Source organism: Streptomyces sp. CA189 (assembly GCF_056428985.1).
Window position 1 is genome coordinate 90,040 of the sequence record NZ_JBWJVM010000014.1, and the last position, 21,730, is coordinate 111,769.

19 protein-coding genes are annotated in these 21,730 nt (G+C 71.9%); 11 read left to right on the forward strand and 8 right to left on the reverse strand.

Going from position 1 to position 21,730, the window contains the following annotated elements:
• Positions 1-18: 18 nt before the first annotated feature.
• Positions 19-930 (reverse strand): NAD-dependent protein deacetylase, encoded by a 912-nt coding sequence (locus tag AC061S_RS14315; RefSeq protein ID WP_478686301.1) that lies wholly within the window; start codon positions 928-930, stop codon positions 19-21.
• Positions 931-1,039: 109 nt separating this feature from the next.
• On the opposite strand from AC061S_RS14315, the gene AC061S_RS14320 reads away from it, so the two are divergent.
• The 5 genes from AC061S_RS14320 to AC061S_RS14340 all read left to right on the forward strand — a co-directional run bounded on the left by AC061S_RS14320 (position 1,040) and on the right by AC061S_RS14340 (position 4,125).
• A complete protein-coding gene (locus tag AC061S_RS14320; protein WP_478686302.1) occupies positions 1,040-2,092 on the forward strand; it encodes a redoxin domain-containing protein in 1,053 nt (350 codons plus the stop codon).
• A complete protein-coding gene (locus AC061S_RS14325; protein ID WP_478686303.1) occupies positions 2,089-2,709 on the forward strand; it encodes a TetR/AcrR family transcriptional regulator in 621 nt (206 codons plus the stop codon). Before AC061S_RS14320 ends, AC061S_RS14325 begins: the two co-directional genes overlap by 4 nt.
• Positions 2,710-2,819: 110 nt before the next feature.
• Positions 2,820-3,443: a hypothetical protein gene (locus AC061S_RS14330; protein WP_478686304.1), complete on the forward strand. Its 624-nt coding sequence runs from the start codon at positions 2,820-2,822 to the stop codon at positions 3,441-3,443.
• A 110-nt stretch (positions 3,444-3,553) separates the two neighbouring features.
• Positions 3,554-3,859 (forward strand): DUF6247 family protein, encoded by a 306-nt coding sequence (locus tag AC061S_RS14335; protein WP_478686305.1) that lies wholly within the window; start codon positions 3,554-3,556, stop codon positions 3,857-3,859.
• Positions 3,856-4,125 (forward strand): hypothetical protein, encoded by a 270-nt coding sequence (locus AC061S_RS14340; RefSeq protein WP_478686306.1) that lies wholly within the window; start codon positions 3,856-3,858, stop codon positions 4,123-4,125. The genes AC061S_RS14335 and AC061S_RS14340 overlap by 4 nt, the downstream gene beginning before the upstream one ends.
• A gap of 73 nt (positions 4,126-4,198) precedes the next feature.
• Here AC061S_RS14340 and AC061S_RS14345 read toward each other — a convergent pair whose 3' ends face one another.
• Positions 4,199-5,233, reverse strand: a complete 1,035-nt coding sequence (locus tag AC061S_RS14345; protein WP_478686307.1) for an aldo/keto reductase — start codon at positions 5,231-5,233, stop codon at positions 4,199-4,201.
• 105 nt (positions 5,234-5,338) lie between these two features.
• Here AC061S_RS14345 and AC061S_RS14350 point away from each other — a divergent pair, with 105 nt between their 5' ends.
• From AC061S_RS14350 to AC061S_RS14360, 3 genes are all read left to right on the forward strand, one after another.
• Positions 5,339-5,968 carry a TetR/AcrR family transcriptional regulator gene (locus AC061S_RS14350; protein WP_478686308.1) on the forward strand — a complete coding sequence of 210 codons (630 nt, stop codon included), beginning with the start codon at positions 5,339-5,341 and terminating at the stop codon, positions 5,966-5,968.
• A 182-nt stretch (positions 5,969-6,150) separates the two neighbouring features.
• A complete protein-coding gene (locus tag AC061S_RS14355; protein WP_478686309.1) occupies positions 6,151-6,906 on the forward strand; it encodes a hypothetical protein in 756 nt (251 codons plus the stop codon).
• Between the two features lie 90 nt (positions 6,907-6,996).
• Entirely contained in the window at positions 6,997-8,895 is a 1,899-nt protein-coding gene (locus tag AC061S_RS14360) for a DUF2264 domain-containing protein (protein WP_478686310.1), read from the forward strand.
• Positions 8,896-8,930: 35 nt separating this feature from the next.
• Here the strand turns inward: AC061S_RS14360 and AC061S_RS14365 are convergent, their stop codons facing one another.
• The 6 genes from AC061S_RS14365 to AC061S_RS14390 form a co-directional block, all read right to left on the reverse strand.
• On the reverse strand, positions 8,931-10,346 hold the full coding sequence (locus AC061S_RS14365; protein WP_478686311.1) for an amidase: 1,416 nt from the start codon (positions 10,344-10,346) through the stop codon (positions 8,931-8,933).
• A gap of 117 nt (positions 10,347-10,463) precedes the next feature.
• On the reverse strand, positions 10,464-11,402 hold the full coding sequence (locus AC061S_RS14370; protein WP_478686312.1) for a hypothetical protein: 939 nt from the start codon (positions 11,400-11,402) through the stop codon (positions 10,464-10,466).
• Positions 11,403-11,439: 37 nt separating this feature from the next.
• The gene (locus tag AC061S_RS14375) at positions 11,440-12,933 is read right to left on the reverse strand and encodes an APC family permease (RefSeq protein WP_478686313.1); all 1,494 of its coding nucleotides are present in this window, start codon (positions 12,931-12,933) and stop codon (positions 11,440-11,442) included.
• 110 nt (positions 12,934-13,043) lie between these two features.
• A complete protein-coding gene (locus AC061S_RS14380) occupies positions 13,044-14,210 on the reverse strand; it encodes an agmatine deiminase family protein (RefSeq protein ID WP_478686314.1) in 1,167 nt (388 codons plus the stop codon).
• 158 nt (positions 14,211-14,368) lie between these two features.
• Positions 14,369-15,538, reverse strand: a complete 1,170-nt coding sequence (locus AC061S_RS14385) for an agmatine deiminase family protein (protein ID WP_478686315.1) — start codon at positions 15,536-15,538, stop codon at positions 14,369-14,371.
• A gap of 50 nt (positions 15,539-15,588) precedes the next feature.
• Positions 15,589-17,043, reverse strand: a complete 1,455-nt coding sequence (locus AC061S_RS14390; RefSeq protein ID WP_478686316.1) for a purine-cytosine permease family protein — start codon at positions 17,041-17,043, stop codon at positions 15,589-15,591.
• A gap of 460 nt (positions 17,044-17,503) precedes the next feature.
• Between AC061S_RS14390 and AC061S_RS14395 the strand changes: the two genes are divergently transcribed.
• The 3 genes from AC061S_RS14395 to AC061S_RS14405 all read left to right on the forward strand — a co-directional run bounded on the left by AC061S_RS14395 (position 17,504) and on the right by AC061S_RS14405 (position 21,669).
• Positions 17,504-18,166: a deoxynucleoside kinase gene (locus AC061S_RS14395; protein WP_478686317.1), complete on the forward strand. Its 663-nt coding sequence runs from the start codon at positions 17,504-17,506 to the stop codon at positions 18,164-18,166.
• A gap of 252 nt (positions 18,167-18,418) precedes the next feature.
• Positions 18,419-20,734 (forward strand): FUSC family protein, encoded by a 2,316-nt coding sequence (locus AC061S_RS14400; RefSeq protein WP_478686318.1) that lies wholly within the window; start codon positions 18,419-18,421, stop codon positions 20,732-20,734.
• Positions 20,659-21,669, forward strand: coding sequence for a questin oxidase family protein (locus AC061S_RS14405; RefSeq protein ID WP_478686319.1), 1,011 nt, complete (start codon positions 20,659-20,661; stop codon positions 21,667-21,669). The genes AC061S_RS14400 and AC061S_RS14405 overlap by 76 nt, the downstream gene beginning before the upstream one ends.
• Positions 21,670-21,730 lie beyond the last annotated feature (61 nt).

Genomic DNA, 21,730 nt, shown 5'->3' on the forward strand with positions numbered 1-21,730 from the left:
GAGCCGGCGCGGCCTGCATCACGTCGCGGTGTGGTCCGCAGCCGGCCGGTCGAGGGGGACGCCGAGCCCGTCGGCCAGGGTGGTCAGCGTCGTTCCGAGGGGGAGTGCGACCCGGGTGACGGCGTGGCGGTCACCGCGGGTCGGGTCCCGGTTGACGATCAGTACGGGCTTCCCGGCCTGGGCCGCCTGGCGGAGGAAGCGGAGCCCGGACATCACCGTCAGCGAGGAGCCGAGGACCAGCAGCGAGGTCGCCGCGTCGACCAGTTCGCGGCAGTGCCCGACTCGCATCGGCGGGACGGTCTCGCCGAAGAACACCACGTCCGGCTTGAGGACCCCGCCGCACCTCGCGCAGGGCACCGGGCGGAAGTCTCCGACCTGGTCGTCGGTGAGGTCGGCGTCACCGTCCGGGTTCAGCGCGGCGGCCGTCGGCGCGAAGCCCGTGTTGGCCTCCTCCAGCCGCCGGGCGAGTTCGGCGCGGGGGCTGAGGGCGCCGCAGGAGAGGCAGACGACCCGGTTCAGGCTTCCGTGGAGTTCCACCACTCCGTCGCTGCCGGCGGCCTGGTGCAGGCCGTCGACGTTCTGGGTGATCACGCCCGAGAGCATGCCGTGCCGTCCGAACGCCGCGACGGCCCGGTGCCCGGCGTTGGGCGCGGCATGGCCGAACGTGCGCCAGCCGAGGTGGCCGCGTGCCCAGTACCGGCGCCGGGCCCGGGCGTCGGCGGTGAACTCCTGGTAGGTCATCGGGGTGTGCCGGCGCAGGCTGACGCGCTCGCCGCGGTAGTCGGGGATGCCCGACTCCGTGGATATCCCGGCCCCACTGAGGACCAGCACCCCGCCGGCTCGCAGCGCGTCGGCTACCGGCCCCGGGTCCGTCGTGCCGGGCGGCAGGTCCGCGGTCGGGGTCCAGCTCAAAGTGGGACGCGTACGCATGCCGCCAGGGTACGGAAGCGCCCGCCCGACCGGGGGCCTTGCCCTGTGACTGATAACGCTGTTATTTTTGCATCACATAGTTTCCACACACGCGCGGCGGGGGGTTGCCATGGACACCATGCAGATCACGATCCTGGACGACGGCAGGGAATCGGTCGTAGCCGCGCGAACAGGGCCGGCAGGCCGCATCCTCCTGACCCCCGAGGCGGTCGAACAGGCCCTCGGCTGGGTCCGCAAGCCGCACGGCTGGTGCCGCGGCGACCTGTGCGTGCCCTCGTCCGCCGCCGCCCGGGCCGAACACGAGGGTCTCCTCGACCCGGTGGCGTTCGCCGAGGTGCTCGACCGCCCGGTCGCGACCGACACCGGGGTCATCGCCCTCGGAGCCTCCGCACAGGAACGCTCACAGGCCCTCGCCGGGGCCACCGCACCGGACTTCACCCTCCCGGACGTCGACGGCGTGCCGCACGCGCTGGGCGACCTGCGCGGCCGCAAGGTCGCCCTCGTCTTCTGGGGCTCGTGGTGCGGCTGCCGCTACGACCTCCCCGAATGGGAGCGCCGCCACAGCGCACTCGCCGAGCACGGCTTCAGCGTCCTCAGCGTCGCGGTGGACCGCCGTGCCGCCGACGCCGCGCCGTGGATCGCCGAGGCCGCGGTCACGCACCCCGCGCTCATCGACACCGACGGAGTCGTGTCCGACCTCTACGACGTGCTCAACGTCCCGACCGTCCTGTGGATCGACGAGAAGGGGCAGGTGGCCCGCCCCAACGACACCCAGTTCGCGACGGACCTGTTCCGCGAGCTGTCGGGCCTGGACTCCGGAGCGGCGCTGGCCGCACTCGACCGCTGGGTCCTCACCGGCGACAGCGGACTGTCCGACGAGGACGTCACCCGGCACACCCGCCGCGCCACGGCCACCCAGCAGGAGGCCCGCACCGAAGCGGCCCTGGCCCTGTGGCTCCACCGCACCGGCCGCACGGCAGAAGCCGAACGGCACTTCGCGCGGGCCGAGCAGCTCGCACCGGAGGACCTGACGATCTGGCGGGGAACCATGCCCCTGCGCGGCCTGGACCCGATGGGCGACGAGTACTTCGCCAAGCGCACCGCACTCACCGAAGCCGGCATCCCGATCTACCGCCCCCTCGGCGACTGGCAGCAGGCATGAGCGGCAACCTCTACACCCGCACCCAGGCCCAAGGCCAGGAGGCGCTGCGCGCCGCCCTCCTCGACCTGGCCGCCGAGCTCCTCGCCGCCGAAGGGCCGGCCGCCCTGACCATGCGCCGCATCGCCACCGCGGCCGGCTGCTCGACCACGGTCCTCTACCGCCACTTCGGCGCGAAGGACGGCATCGCCGAGGCCCTGTACCAGGAAGGCTTCGACCGCCTGCGCCGCAGCCTGGAGGCCGTCCCCCCATCCGCCGACCCGGCCACCCGCCTGGCCGACCTGGGCCGCGCCTACCGCGAGAACGCCCTGACCGAACGCAACCTCTACCAGGTCATGTTCGCGGGCCTCATCCCCGGTTTCACCCCCACCCCCGAGGCCCGCGCGGTGGCCGCCGCCAGCCTGGAAGTCCTCCGCGAAGCCGTACGGGCCTGCGCGGCGGCCGGGGTCTTCCTCCCGGCCGTGGACGTCGACGAGGTCACGGAGGTCATCTGGGCGGCCGCCCACGGCTCGGTCACCCTGGAGCTCGCGGGCCACTTCACGGCCCACACGGCAGAACACCGCTACCAAACCCTCACCAGGGCCGCAGTAGCCGCATTCCTGCAGGCACCCGCGCCCTGAGACGGCCCCCCGCGAACGCTCCGGGCGGCCTGATCCCAGGGCAGGGCGCGCCCCGCCGACCCGTCGCGAAAGCCGTTGAAGCCGGATCGGCCGTGAGCGAGGCTGCTGCCATGGCTTCCCCGAAGTTCACCGAGCCGCCACGGCCGCCCGATCCCCAGCCTCCCGCCGTCGACGCCTTCCTCTCCGCCGTGGACCGCGCGATGAACAGCAACACCCTGCTCCTCACGGCGGACTACGACGTGCCCGTCACGGCCGGGAACCGCCAGGACGTGCTGCACGCCTTCCTGCGCAGCCCGCTGTTCGAGCGGCTGCTGCGGGCCGCCGACGCGCGCCGCGACTGGCACATCCTGAGCGACGCGTACGACGCCGAGCCCTTCGGCCGTCCGCTCCTGCGCGCGGGATTCCGCGCCACGCTCACACCGCTCGAACCTCCGGACTTCCCGGCCCGGCTGCGCTGGATGCTCCGCGAGGCGTACAGCCCGTACAACCACCACCATCCGGCGGCGGACACCGAACGGCTGGTGCGCGGCTTCACCCGGGAACTGCTCGGTGCGGACCGGGACCCGGCCTGGTCGTTCGCCGCCGTCAGCCCCGACTTCCTGCGCTCCACCGGCTATTACACGGACGAGGAACCGCTAGGGCCGGTGTACTTCGACGGGAGCGCTTCCGACAGCGCCACGTTCGCTCACCGGGACCACACGTTCCACCTGCTCCTGACCAACGGCTCGCCGTGACGGGGTGTATCGCGCACCCTGACCCGCCGGGAGACATCTGCCCGTGCCCGCACCCAAGGCGTTCCGGCGCGCGTACCGTTGCGGGTACGACCCGCAGGGAGGAACAGCCGATGAGCGCGCAGCCCGACCACGTCACCGTCACGCCGTACGCCCCCGCTCCGGGAGCCCCGGCCGAACTCCTCGACCAGCTACGCGCCGACCGTCGTGCCCCCCAGTGGGTGCCGGCCTTCGAGCAGGAGTGGACCGCCGCGCTGGAGGAGTCCCGCCGCACGTTCTCCCTCACCGCCTTGTACGAGACGATTCAGGTCTGGCAGGCCCGCCTCGCCTCCGCCCCCGCGGTCGACGCGTTCATCGCCTCCGGCTACGACGACAGCGCCTTCGTGGAGATGGCCGAGCCGCGGAGCAGGCGCCGGTGACCGGACAGCCGTACGCGATCCGCTTCTCCACACCGGCCGCAAAGGTTCTCGACACCCTGCCCGAGCACGCCGAAGACATGGTCTGGGACGTCCTGGACGCCGCCGCGGCCGATCCCTGGGGATTCCGCCAGTGGAACACCGACGACCCGGAGGGGCAGGACGTACGACTGGCGTCCGTCGGCGGGCTGTCGCTCACCTACTGGATCAACAGGCCCCTGCGCCGTTTGTCCGTCCTGAACATCCTCTGGCTCGGCCAGGCCGTCTAGTGCGGTGACCGGAAAGGTTCACCGTGTCACGGCGCCGGCAAACCTTTCCGGCCACAGCACTAGCGCCTTCGCCCTAGACGACCGGAGGGTTGAGGCGGGCGAAGCCCTCCTGCCGGTGGTACGGGAAGTACGGGTAGGGGGCTGTCCGGCTGCTCGCCGCGTCGAGCTTCGCCATCTGCTCCGGGGTGAGCTTCCAGCCCACGGCGCCGAGGTTCTGCCGCAGTTGTTCCTCGTTGCGGGCGCCGATGATGACGGAGGACACGGTCGGCCGCTGGAGCAGCCACCGCAGGGCGATCTGGGGGACGGCCCTGCCGGTCTCCCCGGCGACCTCGTCCAGGGCGTCGATCACACGGTAGAGGTACTCGTCCTCGACCGGCGGGCCGTAGTCGGCGGTGTCGTGCAGCCTGCTGCCGGCCGGCAGCGGCTGACCGCGGCGGATCCTGCCCGTCAGCCGGCCCCAGCCGAGCGGGCTCCAGACGATCGCGCCCAGCCCCTGGTCGAGCCCGAACGGCAGGAGCTCCCATTCGTAGTCGCGGCCGACGAGGGAGTAGTGGACCTGATGGGCGACGTACCGTGGGCGGCCGTGCCGTTCGGCGGCGGCGAGGGACTTCATCGCCTGCCAGCCGGAGAAGTTGGAGATGCCGGTGTACCGGATCTTCCCCGCCCGGACCAGGTCGTCCAGGGCGGACAGCACCTCCTCGACGGGGGTGCCCGCGTCGAAGGCGTGCAGCTGGAAGAGGTCGATGTGGTCGGTGTCCAGGCGGCGCAGCGCGTCCTCCACGGACCTGATCAGGCGGGCCCGGGAGGTGCCGGCCTCGCCCGGGCCGTCGCCCATGGGCAGGCCCGCCTTCGTGGAGACGAGTACCTGGTCCCGGCGCCCCTTGAGGGCGGCTCCCAGGACCTCTTCCGAGGCGCCGCCGGAGTAGACGTCGGCGGTGTCGAACATGGTGACGCCGGCGTCGATGCAGATGTCCACGAGGCGGCGTGCCTGCTGCACGCCCGTGTCGCCCCAGGCACCGAAGAGGGGCCCCCGCCCGCCGAAGGTGCCCGCTCCGAAGCTCAGTTCCGGGACCAGAAGCCCGGACGCACCCAGCCGCCTGTACTCCATGACGCATCCTCTCATCACCCGCGGATCCATCTAATGGGTCCACGGTTCCGTTAAGATGGCCCGAGCGTACCAAGATCCGACACTTAAAGGAACTGGAGTCCCGTTATGGAGTTCACCGAGGCCCAGCCGGGCACCGGCCCCGGCAGTGCCCGGCCCGGCGGGCGTACGGCGCGGGTGCGGGAGGCGGTACTCCGGGCCGCCGAGGACGTCCTGGCCGAGCGCGGTTTCGCGCACCTGGACCTCGCCGACGTCGCGCGGCGTGCGGACGTCGGCAAGACGACCGTCTACCGCCGGTGGGGCACCGTCGCGGGACTCACGGCCGACGTGCTGCTGGACATGGCGCAGCAGTCCGTGCCGCGCGCGGAGACGGGCTCGCTCCTCGGCGACCTCACGGCCAACGCCCGACTGGTGTGCCGCACCCTGGCCGACCCCCGCCAAGGAGCCCTGTTCAAGGCGGTGATCGCGGCCGCCACCAGCGACCCGAAGGCGGCGGAATCGCTGCACGGCTTCTACGCCGTGCGCGTCGAGGAGTGGGCGCCGTGCGTCCGGCAGGCCGTCACCCGCGGCGAGGTGCCCGAGGGCACAGACCCGCACGAGGTGATCCGCGCGGTGTCCGCCCCCCTCTACTACCGTCTCCTGACCACCGCCCTCCCGCTAGACGACGCCGCGGCCGACCGCTCCGCGGCCGCGGCTGCGGCGGCCGCGCGCGCGGGGGCGTACGTACGGGAGGTGTAGCGGCTCCCCGGGGGCCGGTCATGGGTAGATTGCCGGATGGGGCGAAAGTGCTCGACATCGGCGCACGGCCGCATAGAGTCCCAGCTCAGGAAGGCTGTTCCGCCAACGGCGGGGATGAACCGGGGACCACGGGTCCGGCCTCCTCGACGGCGCTCGGTCACAATGGAGCGCTGGGCGGTGCGGTGGCCGAGAACGGAGAGGATCTGATGAGCGGGGCCGACGAGGGACGGCAGTGGCCGGACGAGGTCAGCGTCGACAACGCGAGGACGACGCTCCTACAGCTCCTCGCGCGAGCGGGGGTCCCCGCCGGTGACGCGCGCGAACTGATCGGCCTGCTGGAGGCGGGCACGCTGGCGCTCGCGCACGGGGAACTGAGCGGCCGGGGCCGCGGCGCGCCGGGGGACAAGGGCGAGCCGTACGAGTCGGGATGGCTCGACGGCGCCGGAGACCTCCTGGCGGAGCTGGGCGCCGTCACCGAGCGGACCCTGCTCCGGGTGGTGAGCCCGGACGGGGAAGAGGACGAGGCCGGACAGCGCCCGCGGGCCAGGCGCATGGAAGTGGAGCGGGCGCAGGTGGCGCTCACGCCCCTGTACCTGTCGTTCACCGAGGTCTCGGAACTGGACCCGGAGGCGACCGAAGAGGTGCTCACCGCCGTCCTCGCCACGATGAGCCCGAGGCAGCGGGCCCGCTACGCCGGGCGCCTGACGGAGTTCACCGAGGCCCACCGGGCCCGGCTGGGGCGGCTGTTCGCGAGGTTCGGAGCGGGCAGCGCCATCACGGTGCACGGCCGCTTCTCGCTCGTCCACTCCGCTACGAGCATCGCCGTACTGGAGCGGCTCGTCGCCGAGCCCGGGGCGCTGCGGGACGAGTGGGACGCGGCGGAGCTGCCGCCGGCGTGGCTGGACGGTCTGACGACGGCCTGGGACGCCTCGGCCTGACCGCCTGACCGCCTGACCGCCGTCCGATCGTTTCGACCCGCCGTGATCCGCTCTCTTGACCCGATGTGGCCATTCGATCAAGATCCCCGCATGACCCTTCCCGGACTGCCCTGCGAAGACCGTGGGTTGAGCCCTTACACCGGCTACACCCGCGCGCATTGGGAAGCGGTGGCCGACGGCCTGCTGCGCGCGGCCTGGCGGTGGGCCACGCCGCGCGGGGCCCTGCTCGACCTGCCGGGACGGCCGTCCGCGTCCGGGGTGCGCTCCGACGGGCTCGAAGGCTACGCACGGACCTTCCTCGCCGCGGCGTTCCGGGTGTCCGGGGCCGGGGGAGCGGACCCGTACGGCTGGCTGGAGCGGTACGCCGACGGCCTGGTGGCGGGAACCCGGACGCCGGGCCGCGACGATGCGGAGTCCTGGCCGGTCATCCGCGACATCCACTCGGGCGGCCAGCCGATGGTCGAATCGGCCTCGGTGGCCCTCGGGCTCAGGCTGACCGGGCCGTGGCTGTGGGACCGCCTCGACAGCACGGTGCAGGACCGGACCGCGGAGTGGCTGCGCGGCGCCCTGCGCCATCTGCCCGCCCCCAACAACTGGTACCTCTTCCCGTACACCGTGGCCGGATTCCTGGAATCCGTGGGCCGCGGCGACGCCGAGACGGCCAGGGCGCGCAGCCGTGCCCTCGACCTCCTGGAGGGCTGGTACGCAGGCCGGGGCTGGTACGCCGACGGCGAGGGCCGCGCCTTCGACCACTACAACGGCTGGGCGCTGCACCTGTATCCGGTGCTCGACGCCCATCTCGACGCCGTGCCGGACCGGGTTGCCCCGCACGGTGACCGCCTGCGGGCCCACCTGGACGGCTTCTCCCTCCTCTTCGGAGCGGACGGGGCGCCGATCCACTTCGGGCGCTCGCTCACCTACCGCTTCGCCGCCGCGTCGGCCGTCGGCCTCGGAGCGGTCACCGGCCACACCCCGCTCACCCCCGGCGCCTCGCGCCGCTTGATCAGCGGATCGCTGCGCTACTTCCTCGACCGGGGGGCCGTCGGCGCCGACGGCCTGCTGAACCTCGGCTGGCACGGCCCGCACGAGGCGACCCTGCAGCCCTATTCCGGGCCGGCCTCGCCGTACTGGGCCTCCAAGGCCTTCGTCTGCCTGCTCGCCCCGGAGACGCACCCCCTGTGGACGGCGAAGGAGGAACCCGCCCCCAGCGAGGGGCCCGACCAGGTGCTCGCCCTGTCCGCGCCGGGGCTGCTGATCCAGACCACCCGCGCCGACGGGATCGTACGACTGCACAACCACGGGAGCGACCACGTCGGGCCGGACCAGCCGGAAACGGCCCGCGACGAGGACCCGCTCTACTCCCGCCAGGCCTACTCCACCCGCAGCGGCCCCACCACGGGCGCCAACACCCCGGACAACCACCTCGCGGTGGTCGTGGCGGGCGCCCGCAGTGCCCGGCGGCGCATCCACCCGCTGGGCACCGGCCAGGGGAACGGCTGGGGCTGGGCGGCGTCCTGGCATCGGCCGGTCTTCCCGGGCGGCGCTCCCACGGTCCCCGGACTGCGCGTGGAGAGCGTCACCTTCGTCCGGGGCCGGCACGAACTGCGCGTGCACCGGGTGTACGGAGCCCCGTACGGCGCCCGCGTGGAACAGACGGGCTGGGCCACGGGGCCCGAGGAGCCGCTGCGCTCGGAGCTCCACCCGGTGCACGGCTGGAAGGCGGGGGACGAGGCGAGGGCGCCGGCCGGGACCGCCTTCACCCGGTGGGCGAGCGTCCCCCGGCTGACGGCCGAGGCCGGGGGAACCCGCTTGTACGCGGCGCTCGTCGCGCTCACCGGCGAGCCGGATCCGGCGCCAGTGGCGGAGGTGGTCGCCTCGGTGGCGGCGGACCAAGGATCCGTCGAGGTGCGATGGGCCGAGGACGGATCGCTGACCAGGATCGCCTTCGAGCCGCTCCGGGTGGAACACCTGCCACCTGCCGCCGGTTAGCGGTCGCACGCTCCACGTGCCGGCTCATGCCGAGGTCACTGGTCCTGGATGCGCCGGAACGGCCGGTCCGCCTCCAGCTCGAACGCGATCTCCAGCAGCTTGCGTTCACCGCCGGGGCGGGCGGCGAACATGACGCCGACGGGCAGCCCGTCCGGGGTCGGGCTCGCGGCGGGCAGCGAGATCGACGGAGTGCCGACGACGTTGTCGACCGGCGTGAACGCCACGTACGCGAGGATCCGCTCGATCAGCTTCGCGTAGGGAACGGTCGGGCTGAGGTGGCCGATCGGTGGCGTGGTGTGGGCGAGCACCGGCGACATCACGAGGTCGAGCCCGCGGAAGGAGGCCGCGTACGCCTCCCTCGTGCGCTTCAACCGCCGCAGCACCCCGGGGGTCCGCCGCCAGTTGCGCAGGTACTCCTCGCGCAGCCCCTGGCTGAGGCCGTCCATGCGGTGCCGGTCGAAGTCCGCGCCGAGGGTGCGGCCGGTGACGCCGAGGAGGAAGGACAGCATGCCCCAGTACGTGAGGAAGTCGTCGGTGAAGCTCGGATCCATACCCAGTTCCACCGGCTCCACGGTGTGCCCGAGCCGTCCGAGCGTCGCCACGGTCTCCGCGACCGCCGCCCGGGTGGAGGCGTCGGAGTGGACGCCGTTCGGCGAGTCCAGCACGAACCCGATGCGCAAGCGCCGAGCCGAGGGCCCTTCGACCAGGCCGAGGGGCGGCAGCCCGGGGCTCGGCCGGTACTTCTCCGCAGCGGCGAGGAACGCGGCGGCGTCCCGCACGGAACGGCTCACGACTCCGTCGGAGATGATGTCGAGCGGCAGCTGGCGGCCCAGGGCGCTCGGCACGACGCGTCCACGGGACGGCTTGAGGCCGACGAGTCCACAGCAGGCCGCGGGTATGCGGATCGAGCCCCCGCCGTCGTTGGCGTGCGCGATCGGCACGGCACCGGCGGCGACCAGCGCCGCGCTGCCGCCCGACGAACCGCCCGCCGAGTAGTCCGTGTGCCACGGGTTGCGGACCGGCTCCGCACCGTCGTACTCGGTGGTCGGGCTGAACCCGAACTCGGGCAGCCGGGTCTTGCCCAGGACCGTGACGCCGCTGCTCAGGAGCTGCCGGGTGAACGGTGCGTGCCGCCGGGCGGCCCTCGGCCGGAAGGCAGCGCTGCCGTGGCCCGTGGGCAGCCCCTGGTAGTCGGTGTTGTCCTTGACGAAGGTCGGCACCCCGGCGAAGGCACCGCCCGTTCCCGCGGTGTGGGCCGGGCCGTCGACGTGCGCCTGGACCGCGCCCAGCCGCCCGTCGACCGCCCGCACCCGCTCCCCGGCGTCCCGGGCGGCCTCGGCGGCGGAGACCTCGCCCCGCCGGATCGCCGCGGCGAGACCGACGGCGTCGTGCTCTCCCAGCGCGTCGTCCCGGAACGCGTGCACGATGGTCCGTTCGTCGAAAGTCGTCACCGCTGCGTCAGCCCCCGTCGTGTGGATGGTCGTCGGCCATCATTGCCTACCGCCAGGTAACACGCGAGGTTTTCGCCAGCCATTCGATCCCGCCGCGAGACGGTGAACAGGCCTGCTTCAGACGGACCTTGTCCTGTTCCGCCAGCGGATGAAGAGCTGTTCCGGATCCCCGGTGCACGACCAAGGCGCCTCGGTGGCACGGTTGTCCAACAGCCGGAAGATCTCACCCGCCCGGTCCGCCATGCCCGCCTTGACCAGACCGTGCGCCAAGTGGTTGAGGTCGGAGACGTCTTGCGCCGCGGGCGTGCGGTGCGCGATCCACGCGTCCAGGGCGTGCCGCAGGTCACCCCGCGCACGCTCGTCGTCCCAGTGCCCGGTCAGCCCCAGGACGGTGTTTCCCCCGGTCGCCATCCGGTGGCGGAAGTGCTCGGCCCGCGCGACCTGGGGCAGGATCGCCAAGGGCGATCCCTGTGGGGCGGAACCCGCCGCTTCCCAGGCGAAGTTGAGGGCTGTGCCGTAGGAGCCGTGCCAGCGGGCCGACAGGTAGCGCAGCGCCTGGTGGTGGGCCTCGCGGTGGTACGGGTCCCGCCCGCGGATCTCCTGCCACCATTCGCCCATGCCGGCGTGCCCGTGCGGATAGAGCCTGGCGAGGGCGAACAGGGACACCCACGGGTAGGGATCGCGGGGCGCCAGTTCGGCCGCCCGGTGGCAGAGCCGGGCCGCCAGGTCCAGCCGCTCGGCGTCGGGTTGCCGTCCGGTGCGCGCGGCGGCGAACATCCGCATCACCTCGGTTTCCGCACGGAGCACGGCCGCGTCGGGGTGGCGCGGTTCGGACGCCTGCCAGAGGTCCACGGTCCGTCTGCTCGCCGCCGCGTCGGCGAGCAGACGGATGCGGTGAGCCCGCCTGTCCCAATCGCCGGGCGTGCTCCCCAGCAGGTCGCGGGCACCCTCCCAGCGGCCGAGGAGCATGTCCTGGCGACCCTCGGCCAGCGCCGAGTCGCCGAATGCGGGATCGTAGACCGGCGCTCTCTCGCTGCGGCGCTGCCAGGCGGACATGGGGTTCCTTCCTCGGGCGGGCTGCCGGACGGTGTGCTCAGAAGTCGGACAGGAGACCGTCGCGTCGGCCGCGGTCCGGACCGGAGCCGGACGGGGCGGCGGGAAGATGTTCGCCGGCCGTCTCCTCGTATCCCGGACGGAGCGGCCGGGGATGGAAGAAGGAGCGGCCGCCCTGGATCCGTGCGATGGCCACCGGGACCAGGCCGATGGCCAGCAGGCCGAGCCCGATGGCCAGTTCGGTGCCGGTCAGCGTGGGGATCGCGGCGGCGAAGACCCAGATGTTGAAGGCGGTGCCCGCGAGCGGCCACAGGCCCAGGAAGACCAGGTTGCCGGTGGAGGCGAGCAGCACGCTGCGGTAGGCCACGCTGACGGCGATTCCGGCCAGCGCGTAGTAGAAGGCGATCAGCAGGCCGATCCCCTTCAGAGCGTGCTCAAGGATGCCCACCCCGGAGCCGTGCAGTGCCACGAGCAGCAGGGCCGTCAGCGTGACCGCGACGACTGCCAGCGTGGAGGCCACGGGGGTCTGCCGCCGAGGGTGGATCCGGCCGAAGAAGGAGGGGATCGTCCGGTCCCGTCCCATCGCGAACAGGGTGCGGGTCGCCTGGAGGAGCGTGGTCTCCAGCGTGGCGACCATGGAGAGCGGTACGGCGAGAACGAGCAGCGTGCCCCCCACTCCGGGCCAGGCCGCCTCACCGAGCTGGAGGAGGAAGCCGCCGTCCGTCGAGGTGATGGCGTCCGGGCCGAGCAGCACGTTCGCGGCGACGGTCAGGGTCAGAAGGGTGGCGGCGAAGACCAGGAGGCCGATCAGTCCGCCGAGTCCGGAGCCGCCCCGGCCACCTCGCGTCTCCTCGCTGAGGTTGGCCGTCACGTCCCAACCCCAGTACAGGGCGCTCGCGATCAGGGCTCCGGCGGTGAAGGTATGGGTCGCGTCGAAGTGCCCGAAGCCGAACCAGGAGAACGAGAACGTGGCGGCGTGGCCGTCCCGGGTCAGCGCGGCGACCGCGACGGCCAGCAGCAGAGCGACCTGGGTCCCGACGGCGATGGTCCGCACGCGGGCGGCGACCCTGGCGCCGGATGCCACCAGGGCCGCTATCAGCAGGAACCAGCCGAGCCCGACCGCGGTGGCCAGAGCGTCGTTTCCGGCCAGCTCCCCGTCGAAGAGCGAGAGGGTGGCGCTGCCCGCCGGCGTCGTCGAGGCGATGATGAAAAGGGTGGTCGCGACGATCACCGCCCACCCGCTGAGGAATCCGAGGAAGGGGTGCAGGGTCCTGGACACCCAGGAGTAGGTCGCGCCGGAACTGACGTCGAGCCTCCCCAGATGCCGCAAGGCCAGGGCGATGCCCACGACCGGGATCGCGCAGTACAGCAGCACGGCCGGGGAGGCGGAGCCGGCCGCCGCGACGAGCGCGGGAACCAACGCGACGACCGTGTACGCCGGCCCGCAGCCCGCCACCGCCATGACCACGGAGTCGAACGTACTCAGGGACCCGGCCCGCAGCCCGCCCCCGCGGTTGCCCCGCCTGGTGCTCATCCCTGTGCCTCTCCTCGGCTGTGCTGTCAACGGTTGTGACGTCGGGTGCCCGGCCGGGCCGACCCGGCCGGGCACCCGGCCCGACGCGGGCGGCCCCCTCCCGTGTTGGACTAGACCAACGGGGGTACGACCGGCTGCGACTGCGTGGCGCAGTGGATGCCGCCGCCGCCGGAGGCGATGTTGTCGATGTTGAGCTGGACGATGTTCCGGCTGGGATAGGCGGACTGCAGGATGGCGTAGGCCAGGCCGTCGGCATAGCCGTCACCGAACTGCGGGGCGATGACGGCGCCGTTCACCGTGTAGTAGTTGGTGTAGCTCGACAGGAAGTCATTGCCCTGCCCGCGGATGGCACTGCGGTCCGGACCGGGGAGTTCGGTGATGGCCAGTGCGCGGCCCTGGGCGTCGGTGGCGCCCCGCAGGATCCGCGCGGTCTCCTCGTAGACGGCGATCCACTTGCTGTCGGCGCCGCGGCCGGGCTTGTCCAGGATGACCTTGCCGGGCGCGGTGAAGCGGGCGAGGCAGTCGATGTGGCAGTCGGTGATGTCCTGGCCGGCCAGGCCCGGGACCCAGATCACCTTGTCGATGCCGAGCGCCGCCTTCATCGCCTGCTCGACCTGGTCCTGCGACTTGCCCGGATTGCGGTTGCTGTTGACCATCGAGCTCACCGTGGCCAGCAGGGTGCCCTGGCCGTCGGTCTCCAGCGAGCCGCCCTCGCCCACGAAGGACGCCTGGATCCGGTTGACCCCGTATTGACCGAGGAGCGTCTCGGCGGCCACGGCGTCGTTGGCGAAGGGCTGGGCGTACGACGTGCCGGCCTTCCCCCAGCCGTTGAAGTTGGTGTCCACCCCCGCGATCGAGCCGGGACCCACGACGAAGGTGGGGCCGAAGTCCCGGATCCACAGGTCGTCGTTGGCTATCTCGATGACGTCGATTCCGTAGTGGGCACCGCTCCCGCACAGGTACCGGGCGTCCGCGGCCTGACCGTAGCGTGCCAGCATCACCACGGGCTCGTAGCGCGAGATCGCGTACGCCACGTTCGCGATGTCCCTGCGCACCGCGCCGAGGCTGTTGCCCCATACGGAGGAGAGCGCCGGCCAGGCCATGAAGGTACGGACGTGCCGGCCCTCCTCCGCGGGCATCCGCAGCGCGGCGGAGCCGCCGGCGGCCGTGGCCGCCCGGGCGACCGTCGGCAGGGCGGATCCGAGGGCCGCGAGCGGCAGGGCCGCCGCACCGAACTGGAGCAGCCTGCGTCGGGACGTGGCTGGGGTGTTGTTCATGGGACTCCCTGGTGAACAAGAGACGAGAGATGCGTCTCACATCCTGGTCTGTACTGAAAATTCAGTCAATGGATCCGCGCATATGACTGAAAATTCAGTCAGGAAGCCATCGAGAAAAGGTCGGCCCGGGCCTCGAAGGTGAGGCCCGGGCCGGTTGCTCAGCGGTTGGGCTCCTGCATCGTGACGCAGTGAGCGCCGCCGCCGCCGTTGCCGTAGAGGTTGTCGAGGTTGAGCTGTACGACGGGCCTGCCGTAGGCGGCCGCGATGGCCGTCTTGGCCGCCGCGTCCTTGGCGGTGTCGCCGAACTGGGTGGTGATGATCGCCTGGTTGGTCACCGTCCAGTTCATGTAGGAGCTCAGGAACTCGCTCCGCTTGCCGGCCGAAATGCGGGGCAGGGTGTCGGGTCCCTGGATGGTGAGGACCTGTAGGCGGCGTCCTCTCGCGTCGGTCGCGTTGACCAGGACGTCGTGCATGGCCTGGGCGTTCCGGGTCCAGACGGCCGGCCGTACGGCGCCGTTCAGCTGCACCATCACCACGCCGGGCTTGATGTAGCGGGCGGTGCCGTCGATGTGGCCGTCGGTGACGTCCTCCCCGTAGACGCCGGGCAGCCAGATCATCTTCGTGGCGCCGAACCGGGCCAGCAGCTCCGCCTCGATCTGGCTGCGCGTCTTGCCGGGATTGCGGTTGCTGTTCACCCAGCAGCTCTCGGTCGCCATCAGCGTGCCGTCGCCGTCGTACTCCACACCGCCGCCCTCGCCGACCACGGACGCCTTGGCGAACGCGACGCCCGTGTAGGCGGCGAGCTTCTGCGCGACGACGCGGTCCTTGTTGTAGGCGGAGCCGGGGATGCCGTAGAAGGTCGTGGCGTTCTCCCCCCAGGCGTTGAAGTTCAGGCCGATGGAGTCCAGGCCGCCGGCTCCGTCGACGCGGAACAGCGGGCCGGTGTCCCGCATCCAGCAGTCCGATACGGGAACCGAGCTGATCACCGTGACGGTGGACCCGCACATGCTCCGGGCTTGCGACGCGGCCGACGAGCCGTCCGCGCACATCGTGACCGGCTCGTACTTGGCGATCTCCTTGGCGAGCTTGGCGATGTCGGTCTGGATCTTGGACAGCGTGCTGCCCCAGATCGTGTAGCTGGAGGACCAGGCCATCCAGGTCCGCTTGTGCGACGTCTCTTCCCCGGGTACGCGCCAGGCCGCGGCGTGGGCCGGCTGAATGCCGCCGAGTATGGGTCCCACCGCCAAGCCGGCCACAACTGCGCCGGTTCGGCCCAGGAGGGTTCTGCGGCTCATGCCCGCCGTGTTGCCGTTGTGCTCTGTCTTCACGTGGTGCTCCTTGTCGCGGAGGTTCGTTCTGTCCGTCAGGTGCGGGGTGCTCAGTGGGGCGGCGCCAGTAGCCCCTCCTCCCTGACCATCTGGCGTTCGGTGGCCAGATCGAGACTTCGGGCGAACGCCCAGTAGAGGAGGCCGGCCACCGGCAGGCCGACGGCGATCGAGAGGTCCACGCCTCCGAGGAGCTCCGCGACGGGACCGACGTAGAGGCCGGTGATGACCATGAACGGCGCCATGCAGGCGAGACCGATGGCGTAGGCGAGATTCCCCCGCCAGCCCCACCGGCCGTATATGCCGTGCGGGTTGAAGATCTCCTTGACGACGTACTGGCCGCGGCGGACGAAGAAGTAGTCGACCAGGTTGATGGCCGTCCAGGGGATGAACAGGTAGGTCAGCACCACCACCACGTTGGCGAAGAACCAGTTGAACTGGTCGATGCCGACGAGGGTGGACACCGTTCCGACGGCCACGAGCATGATCCCGATCGTCGCGACCCGGAGGGTCCGCGTCGGCTTGACCGGCCGGAACGAGTCCAAGATCGAGATCATGGTCAGGCTGCCGCCGTACTGGTTGATCGCCATGATGGAGAGCAGGCCGACCAGCAGGACGACGACGGCGACCGTGCCGAATCCACTGAACAACCGGTCAGCCGACATCTTCAGGGCCGTCACCGGATCCGTGCCCTTGGGCGCGGCGGCCGAGACCACGGCGCCGAGGATGAACACCCAGATGCCGGAGACGGCGCTGGGCAGGTAGGTCCACCAGAAGGTGCTGCGCACGGGGACGTCGGGTCTGAGGTAGCGCGAGTAGTCCGAGACGTACGGCGCCCAGCCCAGTTGGAAGCCGGCGACGAAGACGAAGACGAGCATGAACGGGGCGAGGTCGAACGGGCCGGCGTCCCAGACACCGTCCGGCAGCCCTCCACCGAACAGGGCGGACACGGTGACGGCTGCGGTGACCACGACGAAGGGCCAGGTGAGCCACCTGTTCAGGCGGTGGATCCACTGGTACCCGAACAGGGCGATCACGGTCGCCACCGCGGCGGCCAGCAGGTAGCCGACTCCGTTGGGAACTCCGGTGAGCAGGTTCATGGCCTGGCCGGACAGCAGGGCGTCGGAGGTGTTGAAGGCGATGTAGTTGACGAGCGCGAACACCCACACCGTGACCGCGGCGCCCAGGTAGCCGAACTGTGCCCTGGATTGCACCAGTTGAGGCAGTCCCAGTTGGGGGCCCTGGGCCGAGTGGAAGGCCATGAAGAACGTACCGAAGAGCGAGCCGAGGACCGTGGCGACCACGGTCCAGACGAGTGAAGCCCCCATGGACAGCGTCACGACGCCGGTTGCCAGGCCGGTGAGGTTGAGGCTGCCGACGAACCAGATGGCCCCGACGCTCGAGGGTTTGCCATGTCGTTCGGAGAGGGGCACCCAGTCGATCGAGTGCTGTTCGATGCCCGCAGCAGGAGATGCGGAGTCGTGCGTGGGCGAGGCAACTGGGGCCATTGGGGCTCCTGTACACGGGGGCTTGCATGAAGCCGTCAGCGGTCCTGAGCTTCCAGGGCCGAGCGGGGTGCGCTCACAGTAGGGACTGACGGAAATTTCAGTCAATCCCCTTGGCCGGCCGAACTGACGGAGACTTCGCCGGGTGTGTCGCTGCCCCCGCAGCGCGGTGAGGTGGGTGCCGGTGCCCCGGCCGACGTACGGCGGGGCGTCATTTATGCTTCAAGGCGGCCGCGGGGCGGTGGCTCGCCGCTGTCCGCGGCACCTGCGGAACGGTCGGTCCGGCCGGCCCGGGGGGGGGCGTCCTGTGTCCGGGCCTCGGCCCGGGCGGGGACCACATGACGCTGATCATGGAGATGATGAAGATCATGGGGAATCGAGCGACCGCCGACACGTGTCTCAGTGGGGTGGGGCGCCCAGCCCACGCGCCCGTGAACAGAAGACCCCCAGGGAGAAGTGAGGTATGCCAGTGATCTGCGTCGGAGGCATGATCGGAATCGGCAAGACGAGCGTTGCCGAGCTGCTCGCCAAGGAGCTGGGCAGCGAAGTCTTCTACGAGAGCGTGGACGACAATCCGATCCTGCCGCTCTTCTATACGTCGAGCCCCGAGGAGATCCAGGCCAAGCGCTACCCGTTCCTCCTCCAGCTCTACTTCCTGCAGACGCGGTTCGCCGCGATCAAGGAGGCGTACAAGCAGGGCGACAACGTCCTGGACCGGTCCATCTACGAGGACTGGTACTTCGCCAAGGTCAATCACGACCTGGGCCGGATCAGCTCCCTCGAGATGCGGGTGTACGAGGGGCTGCTCAACGAGATGATGCGCGAGATCGACGGCCTGCCGTACCGCAAGGCGCCCGATCTCATGGTCTACCTCAAGGCCGACTTCGAGACGGTGCTGTACCGCATCGGGCTGCGGGGCCGTGATTTCGAGCAGGACGAGAGCCTCGTCGAGTACTACCGGACGCTCTGGTCCGGCTACGACGACTGGGTGCACAAGCACTACTCGGCCAGCGAGGTCCTCGTCGTCGACATGAACCACACGGACGTGGTGAACAACCGCGAGGACGCGGCCCGCGTGGTGCGCGAGGTCAAGGACGCCCTGACGGTGGGCCGCCTCCGCGGCTGACCGGCCCGGAATGATTCGCCCCGGATGCGGTCAAATCACAGCAAACCAATAATGGAAACGACTTCCAGTGCGTCATTATTGTGTGTATGAGGCAACGACTTTCGAAGCGGTGTGATGTGAGCGGGTCGGCGGTCGGGGTCCCGCGCGGGCGCCCTGCCGCCGCCTGAGGGCGCGCGACGACGCGGCCCGGACGCCATTCACTCGGGAGAGTTGCACGGAGATATCGCCATGCTTGCGACATATTCTCGCCCCATGGGCTGGACGAGCACGCTGAAGGACACCGCCCGCGCCGGTTTGCGCGTGGAGCGGACCAGGCTCGAACCGCTGGTCACCCTGCGTGCCACGGCCGGCCTGGCCCTGTCGGGGTGTGTCGCACTGTGGCTCTTCGGCGGCACCGCGGCCGCGGGCGCGGCCTACGGCGCCCTGCTGGGCGGGATCGCGGTGTTCCAGCGCAGTTGGCGGCCCGACCCGGTGCTCCCGGTGATCTCGGCGCTGACCCTCGGAGTGACGAGCTTCCTGAGCTACCTCACCGGCGGCTACCTCCCCCTCTTCCTCCTCCTGGCCGCCCTGTGGACCTTCCTGGGAGGCATGGCCTGGTCGCTGGGGGCCAACGCCGGCAGCCTCGGCACGACGAACGCCGCGGTGATGCTGGTGACCGTGACCCTGCCGGCCACCGTCACGCAGTCCTTGGGCCAGGCCGCGCTGATGACCGCCGGGGGACTCGTACAGGCGGCCCTGGTGGTGCTCTTCCCCATCCGCCGCTGGGGGCGGCACCGCGACGCGCTCGCCGACGCCCTGGCCGCCGAGGCCGACTACGCCCGTCGGCTGCGCGAGGACCCCGGCGCCCCGTTCACCCCGGGCCCCTTCGCCGAGGCCCGGGACGCGGCCACGCTCAGCGCCCGCCAACTGCGCCGCCGCCCGGCCCAGTTGCACGGCGCGCGGAGCCTGGCCGAGCGCATCCGCCCGGTCCTCGCCTCGCTCGCCGACCCCGCCGTCACCGGCGGCGCCCAGGACGGCCCCGCCCGCGACCGGGCCCGCGAACTGCTCGCCGCGGCCGCCGCGATCCTGGACACGGCGGCCGACGCGATCCGCCGCGGCCGCCCCGCCGAACTCCCGCCCCAGGCCCTCGCCGCCATCGAGATCACCCCGGGCGGCCCCGTACTCACCGGCGCGGCCGAACAGGCGGCCACCCGGCTGCGCGCCCTGCTGCGCGACGTGGCCGAGACGGCCCGCAGCGACCACGGCGGCCCGGCCGGCGAGGACCGCCGGCCGGACGACGGGGACGCGCTCGTACGCCCTCCACTCCGCGACGAGGTCAAGGGCGCCGTCCGGACCGTGCGGGGACAACTGCACCACGACTCCCCGGTGTTCCGACACGCGGTCCGCGCCACCGTGGTCGTCGTGGTGGGCGACCTCATCGGGCGCGCCCTGCCCTTCGGACACGGCTACTGGGTCCCGCTGGTCGCCATCCTGATCATGCGCCCGGGCTTCTCCCACACCTACGGCCGGGCCGCCGCCCGCCTGGGCGGCACCGTCGTCGGACTGATCATCGCCGGCACCATCGTGCAACTCGCCCACCCCGGACCCCTCGCCTCCGGGACCCTCTCCGTGATCTGCGGCGGGCTGATCCTGCTGTTCATGTACACCGGCTACGCGCCCGTCCAGGCAGCCGCCTCCGCGTACACCGTCTTCACCCTCGCCATGGCCGGCGTGGGCCTCGACCAGTCAGTGCCCGCCCGCCTGATCCTGACCCTCCTCGGCGGCAGCCTGGCCCTGCTCGCCTACGCCCTCTACCCCGCCTGGGAGACCCCCAAGCTGCGCACGCGCCTCGCCGACTGGATCAAGGCGGACCTCGTCTACGCCGCCACGGTCGTACGCCACTACGCCGACCCCACCCGGCAGAGCGCACGCGAGACCCGCGAAGCCGTCCTCTCCGCCCGCGGCTACGTCCTCGCCTGGCGCAACGCCGTGGCCCTGGCCGAGAAGGAACCCGTACGCCGTCGCGGCCTCTCCCGCGCCGCGGAGGCCGGAGCAGAGCAGGCCCTCGCCGAAGTCGCCCACGTCACCATGCTCCTGGAAGCCCACCTGCCCGAACCCGGAAGCCGCCGCCCCTCGGCCGCGCTCCTGGCCGCCGCCCTGCAGCAGTCGGCCGAGGACGCGGAGCACGCCGTGCGGGACCGGCGCGTCCCCACCTGGGAACCGGTCCGCACCGCACTCGCCACCTGGAACGACGAGAACCCCGGTGACGACGTGGACCCCGGTGACGAGACGGACCGGATGCTGCACCGCGCCGGAGTCCTCCTCCTCGCCGCCCTGGACGAACTCTCCACCGCCCTGGAATACGCCTCGCCCCCCCACGACCACCGCAGGCGGAGCACCCCGAACGGAGGCGGCGACCCGCTCGTAGCCGCCCACTGCGGCGCCCGGCCTAGGCCGGGTCTTAGGCCTTCGGCCCGATTCGCGGTCGCCGTTCCTGGCCTACGGTCGTCGTCATGGATACGACGGGCATCCTCGACGAGGCGCTTCAGCGATTGCACGGTTCCGGCCCCGAGCGGCTCGGGCGGCTGACCAACCATGCGCCGATGGCTGTTGAAGCCCTCTCCGTTCGCGGACAGGCGGGTTCGGTGCACCGCTGGCTCGACCTGTACGCGCGCAAGCTGGAGGAGTTCCCGTCACGCGTCGAGCCGGTCACCTCCGCCAACTGGCGTGCCGCGCTCGGTGACCCGCGCCGCGCCGCCGACTGGATCGGCTACTTCGAGCGCGAGATCGCCGACCGTCCCTGGCGCGACGTGCTGGCGCAGTGGTGGCCGCGTCTTCTGCCCGGCCTGTACGGCGGATCGACGCATCCGCTGATCCGGGTGGGCCACGCCGTGCGCACCCTCCTGGACGGCGAGAGCACCGCACCACGGCTGGCCGAACTCGCCCACGGCCTCGGCTACTGGGCCGCCCGCCACCACCCCGTCGCGGACCTCGCCCCGCTGCCCGGCGCCGACAGCGCGGCCGCCGCCCTGGACGCGGTACCACCCCTCACCGAGCGGCACGGCACCTTCCCCGACCGCCTCGGCCGCGTCACGGGCCTGCCGGTTTGGGCGGCCACGATCACGGACCCCGACCAGGCACGCCTGCGCCTCGTCGAACTGGTGCGGGCGGCCACCCACCGCTACGCCACCCACGGCCACGGCGAGGAAACCATGCTGGTCCATGCCGCCACGGCCCCCAACGCCGTCCTGCGCACCCTGCCCGCCCTCCCACCCACCCTGTGGGCGGCCGGCCTGCGCGCCGCGTGGACGGCCTCCGCGGCCGTCACCGCGATGTACGCACCCGACACCCCGGTCGCCTTCACCCCGCCGGGCACCTGCACCCCTGACGAGGTCTTCGAACGGGCCAGGGCGCACGGCGACGAACACGTCGTCAAACTGACCGACACGGCACTCGACATCGGCGACGAACCGGCCCTCGCGGCAGCGCTGCGCGCCATCGAGCTGAGCGAACCACTGCGCTAGGGAGACCGGGGCGCCGGGCCCTCCACGACCCGAAGGGCCCGGCGCCCCCTGTACGTCTGCG

What these genes read in the sequence shown, in the direction of transcription:
- AC061S_RS14315 (WP_478686301.1), bottom strand. Translation starts at nt 930, where the DNA reads ATGCGTACGCGTCCCACTTTGAGCTGGACCCCGACCGCGGACCTGCCG.
- AC061S_RS14320 (WP_478686302.1), top strand. Translation starts at nt 1,040, where the DNA reads ATGGACACCATGCAGATCACGATCCTGGACGACGGCAGGGAATCGGTC.
- AC061S_RS14325 (WP_478686303.1), top strand. Translation starts at nt 2,089, where the DNA reads ATGAGCGGCAACCTCTACACCCGCACCCAGGCCCAAGGCCAGGAGGCG.
- AC061S_RS14330 (WP_478686304.1), top strand. Translation starts at nt 2,820, where the DNA reads ATGGCTTCCCCGAAGTTCACCGAGCCGCCACGGCCGCCCGATCCCCAG.
- AC061S_RS14335 (WP_478686305.1), top strand. Translation starts at nt 3,554, where the DNA reads ATGAGCGCGCAGCCCGACCACGTCACCGTCACGCCGTACGCCCCCGCT.
- AC061S_RS14345 (WP_478686307.1), bottom strand. Translation starts at nt 5,233, where the DNA reads ATGGAGTACAGGCGGCTGGGTGCGTCCGGGCTTCTGGTCCCGGAACTG.
- AC061S_RS14350 (WP_478686308.1), top strand. Translation starts at nt 5,339, where the DNA reads ATGGAGTTCACCGAGGCCCAGCCGGGCACCGGCCCCGGCAGTGCCCGG.
- AC061S_RS14360 (WP_478686310.1), top strand. Translation starts at nt 6,997, where the DNA reads ATGACCCTTCCCGGACTGCCCTGCGAAGACCGTGGGTTGAGCCCTTAC.
- AC061S_RS14370 (WP_478686312.1), bottom strand. Translation starts at nt 11,402, where the DNA reads ATGTCCGCCTGGCAGCGCCGCAGCGAGAGAGCGCCGGTCTACGATCCC.
- AC061S_RS14375 (WP_478686313.1), bottom strand. Translation starts at nt 12,933, where the DNA reads ATGAGCACCAGGCGGGGCAACCGCGGGGGCGGGCTGCGGGCCGGGTCC.
- AC061S_RS14380 (WP_478686314.1), bottom strand. Translation starts at nt 14,210, where the DNA reads ATGAACAACACCCCAGCCACGTCCCGACGCAGGCTGCTCCAGTTCGGT.
- AC061S_RS14390 (WP_478686316.1), bottom strand. Translation starts at nt 17,043, where the DNA reads ATGGCCCCAGTTGCCTCGCCCACGCACGACTCCGCATCTCCTGCTGCG.
- AC061S_RS14395 (WP_478686317.1), top strand. Translation starts at nt 17,504, where the DNA reads ATGCCAGTGATCTGCGTCGGAGGCATGATCGGAATCGGCAAGACGAGC.
- AC061S_RS14400 (WP_478686318.1), top strand. Translation starts at nt 18,419, where the DNA reads ATGGGCTGGACGAGCACGCTGAAGGACACCGCCCGCGCCGGTTTGCGC.
- AC061S_RS14405 (WP_478686319.1), top strand. Translation starts at nt 20,659, where the DNA reads ATGGATACGACGGGCATCCTCGACGAGGCGCTTCAGCGATTGCACGGT.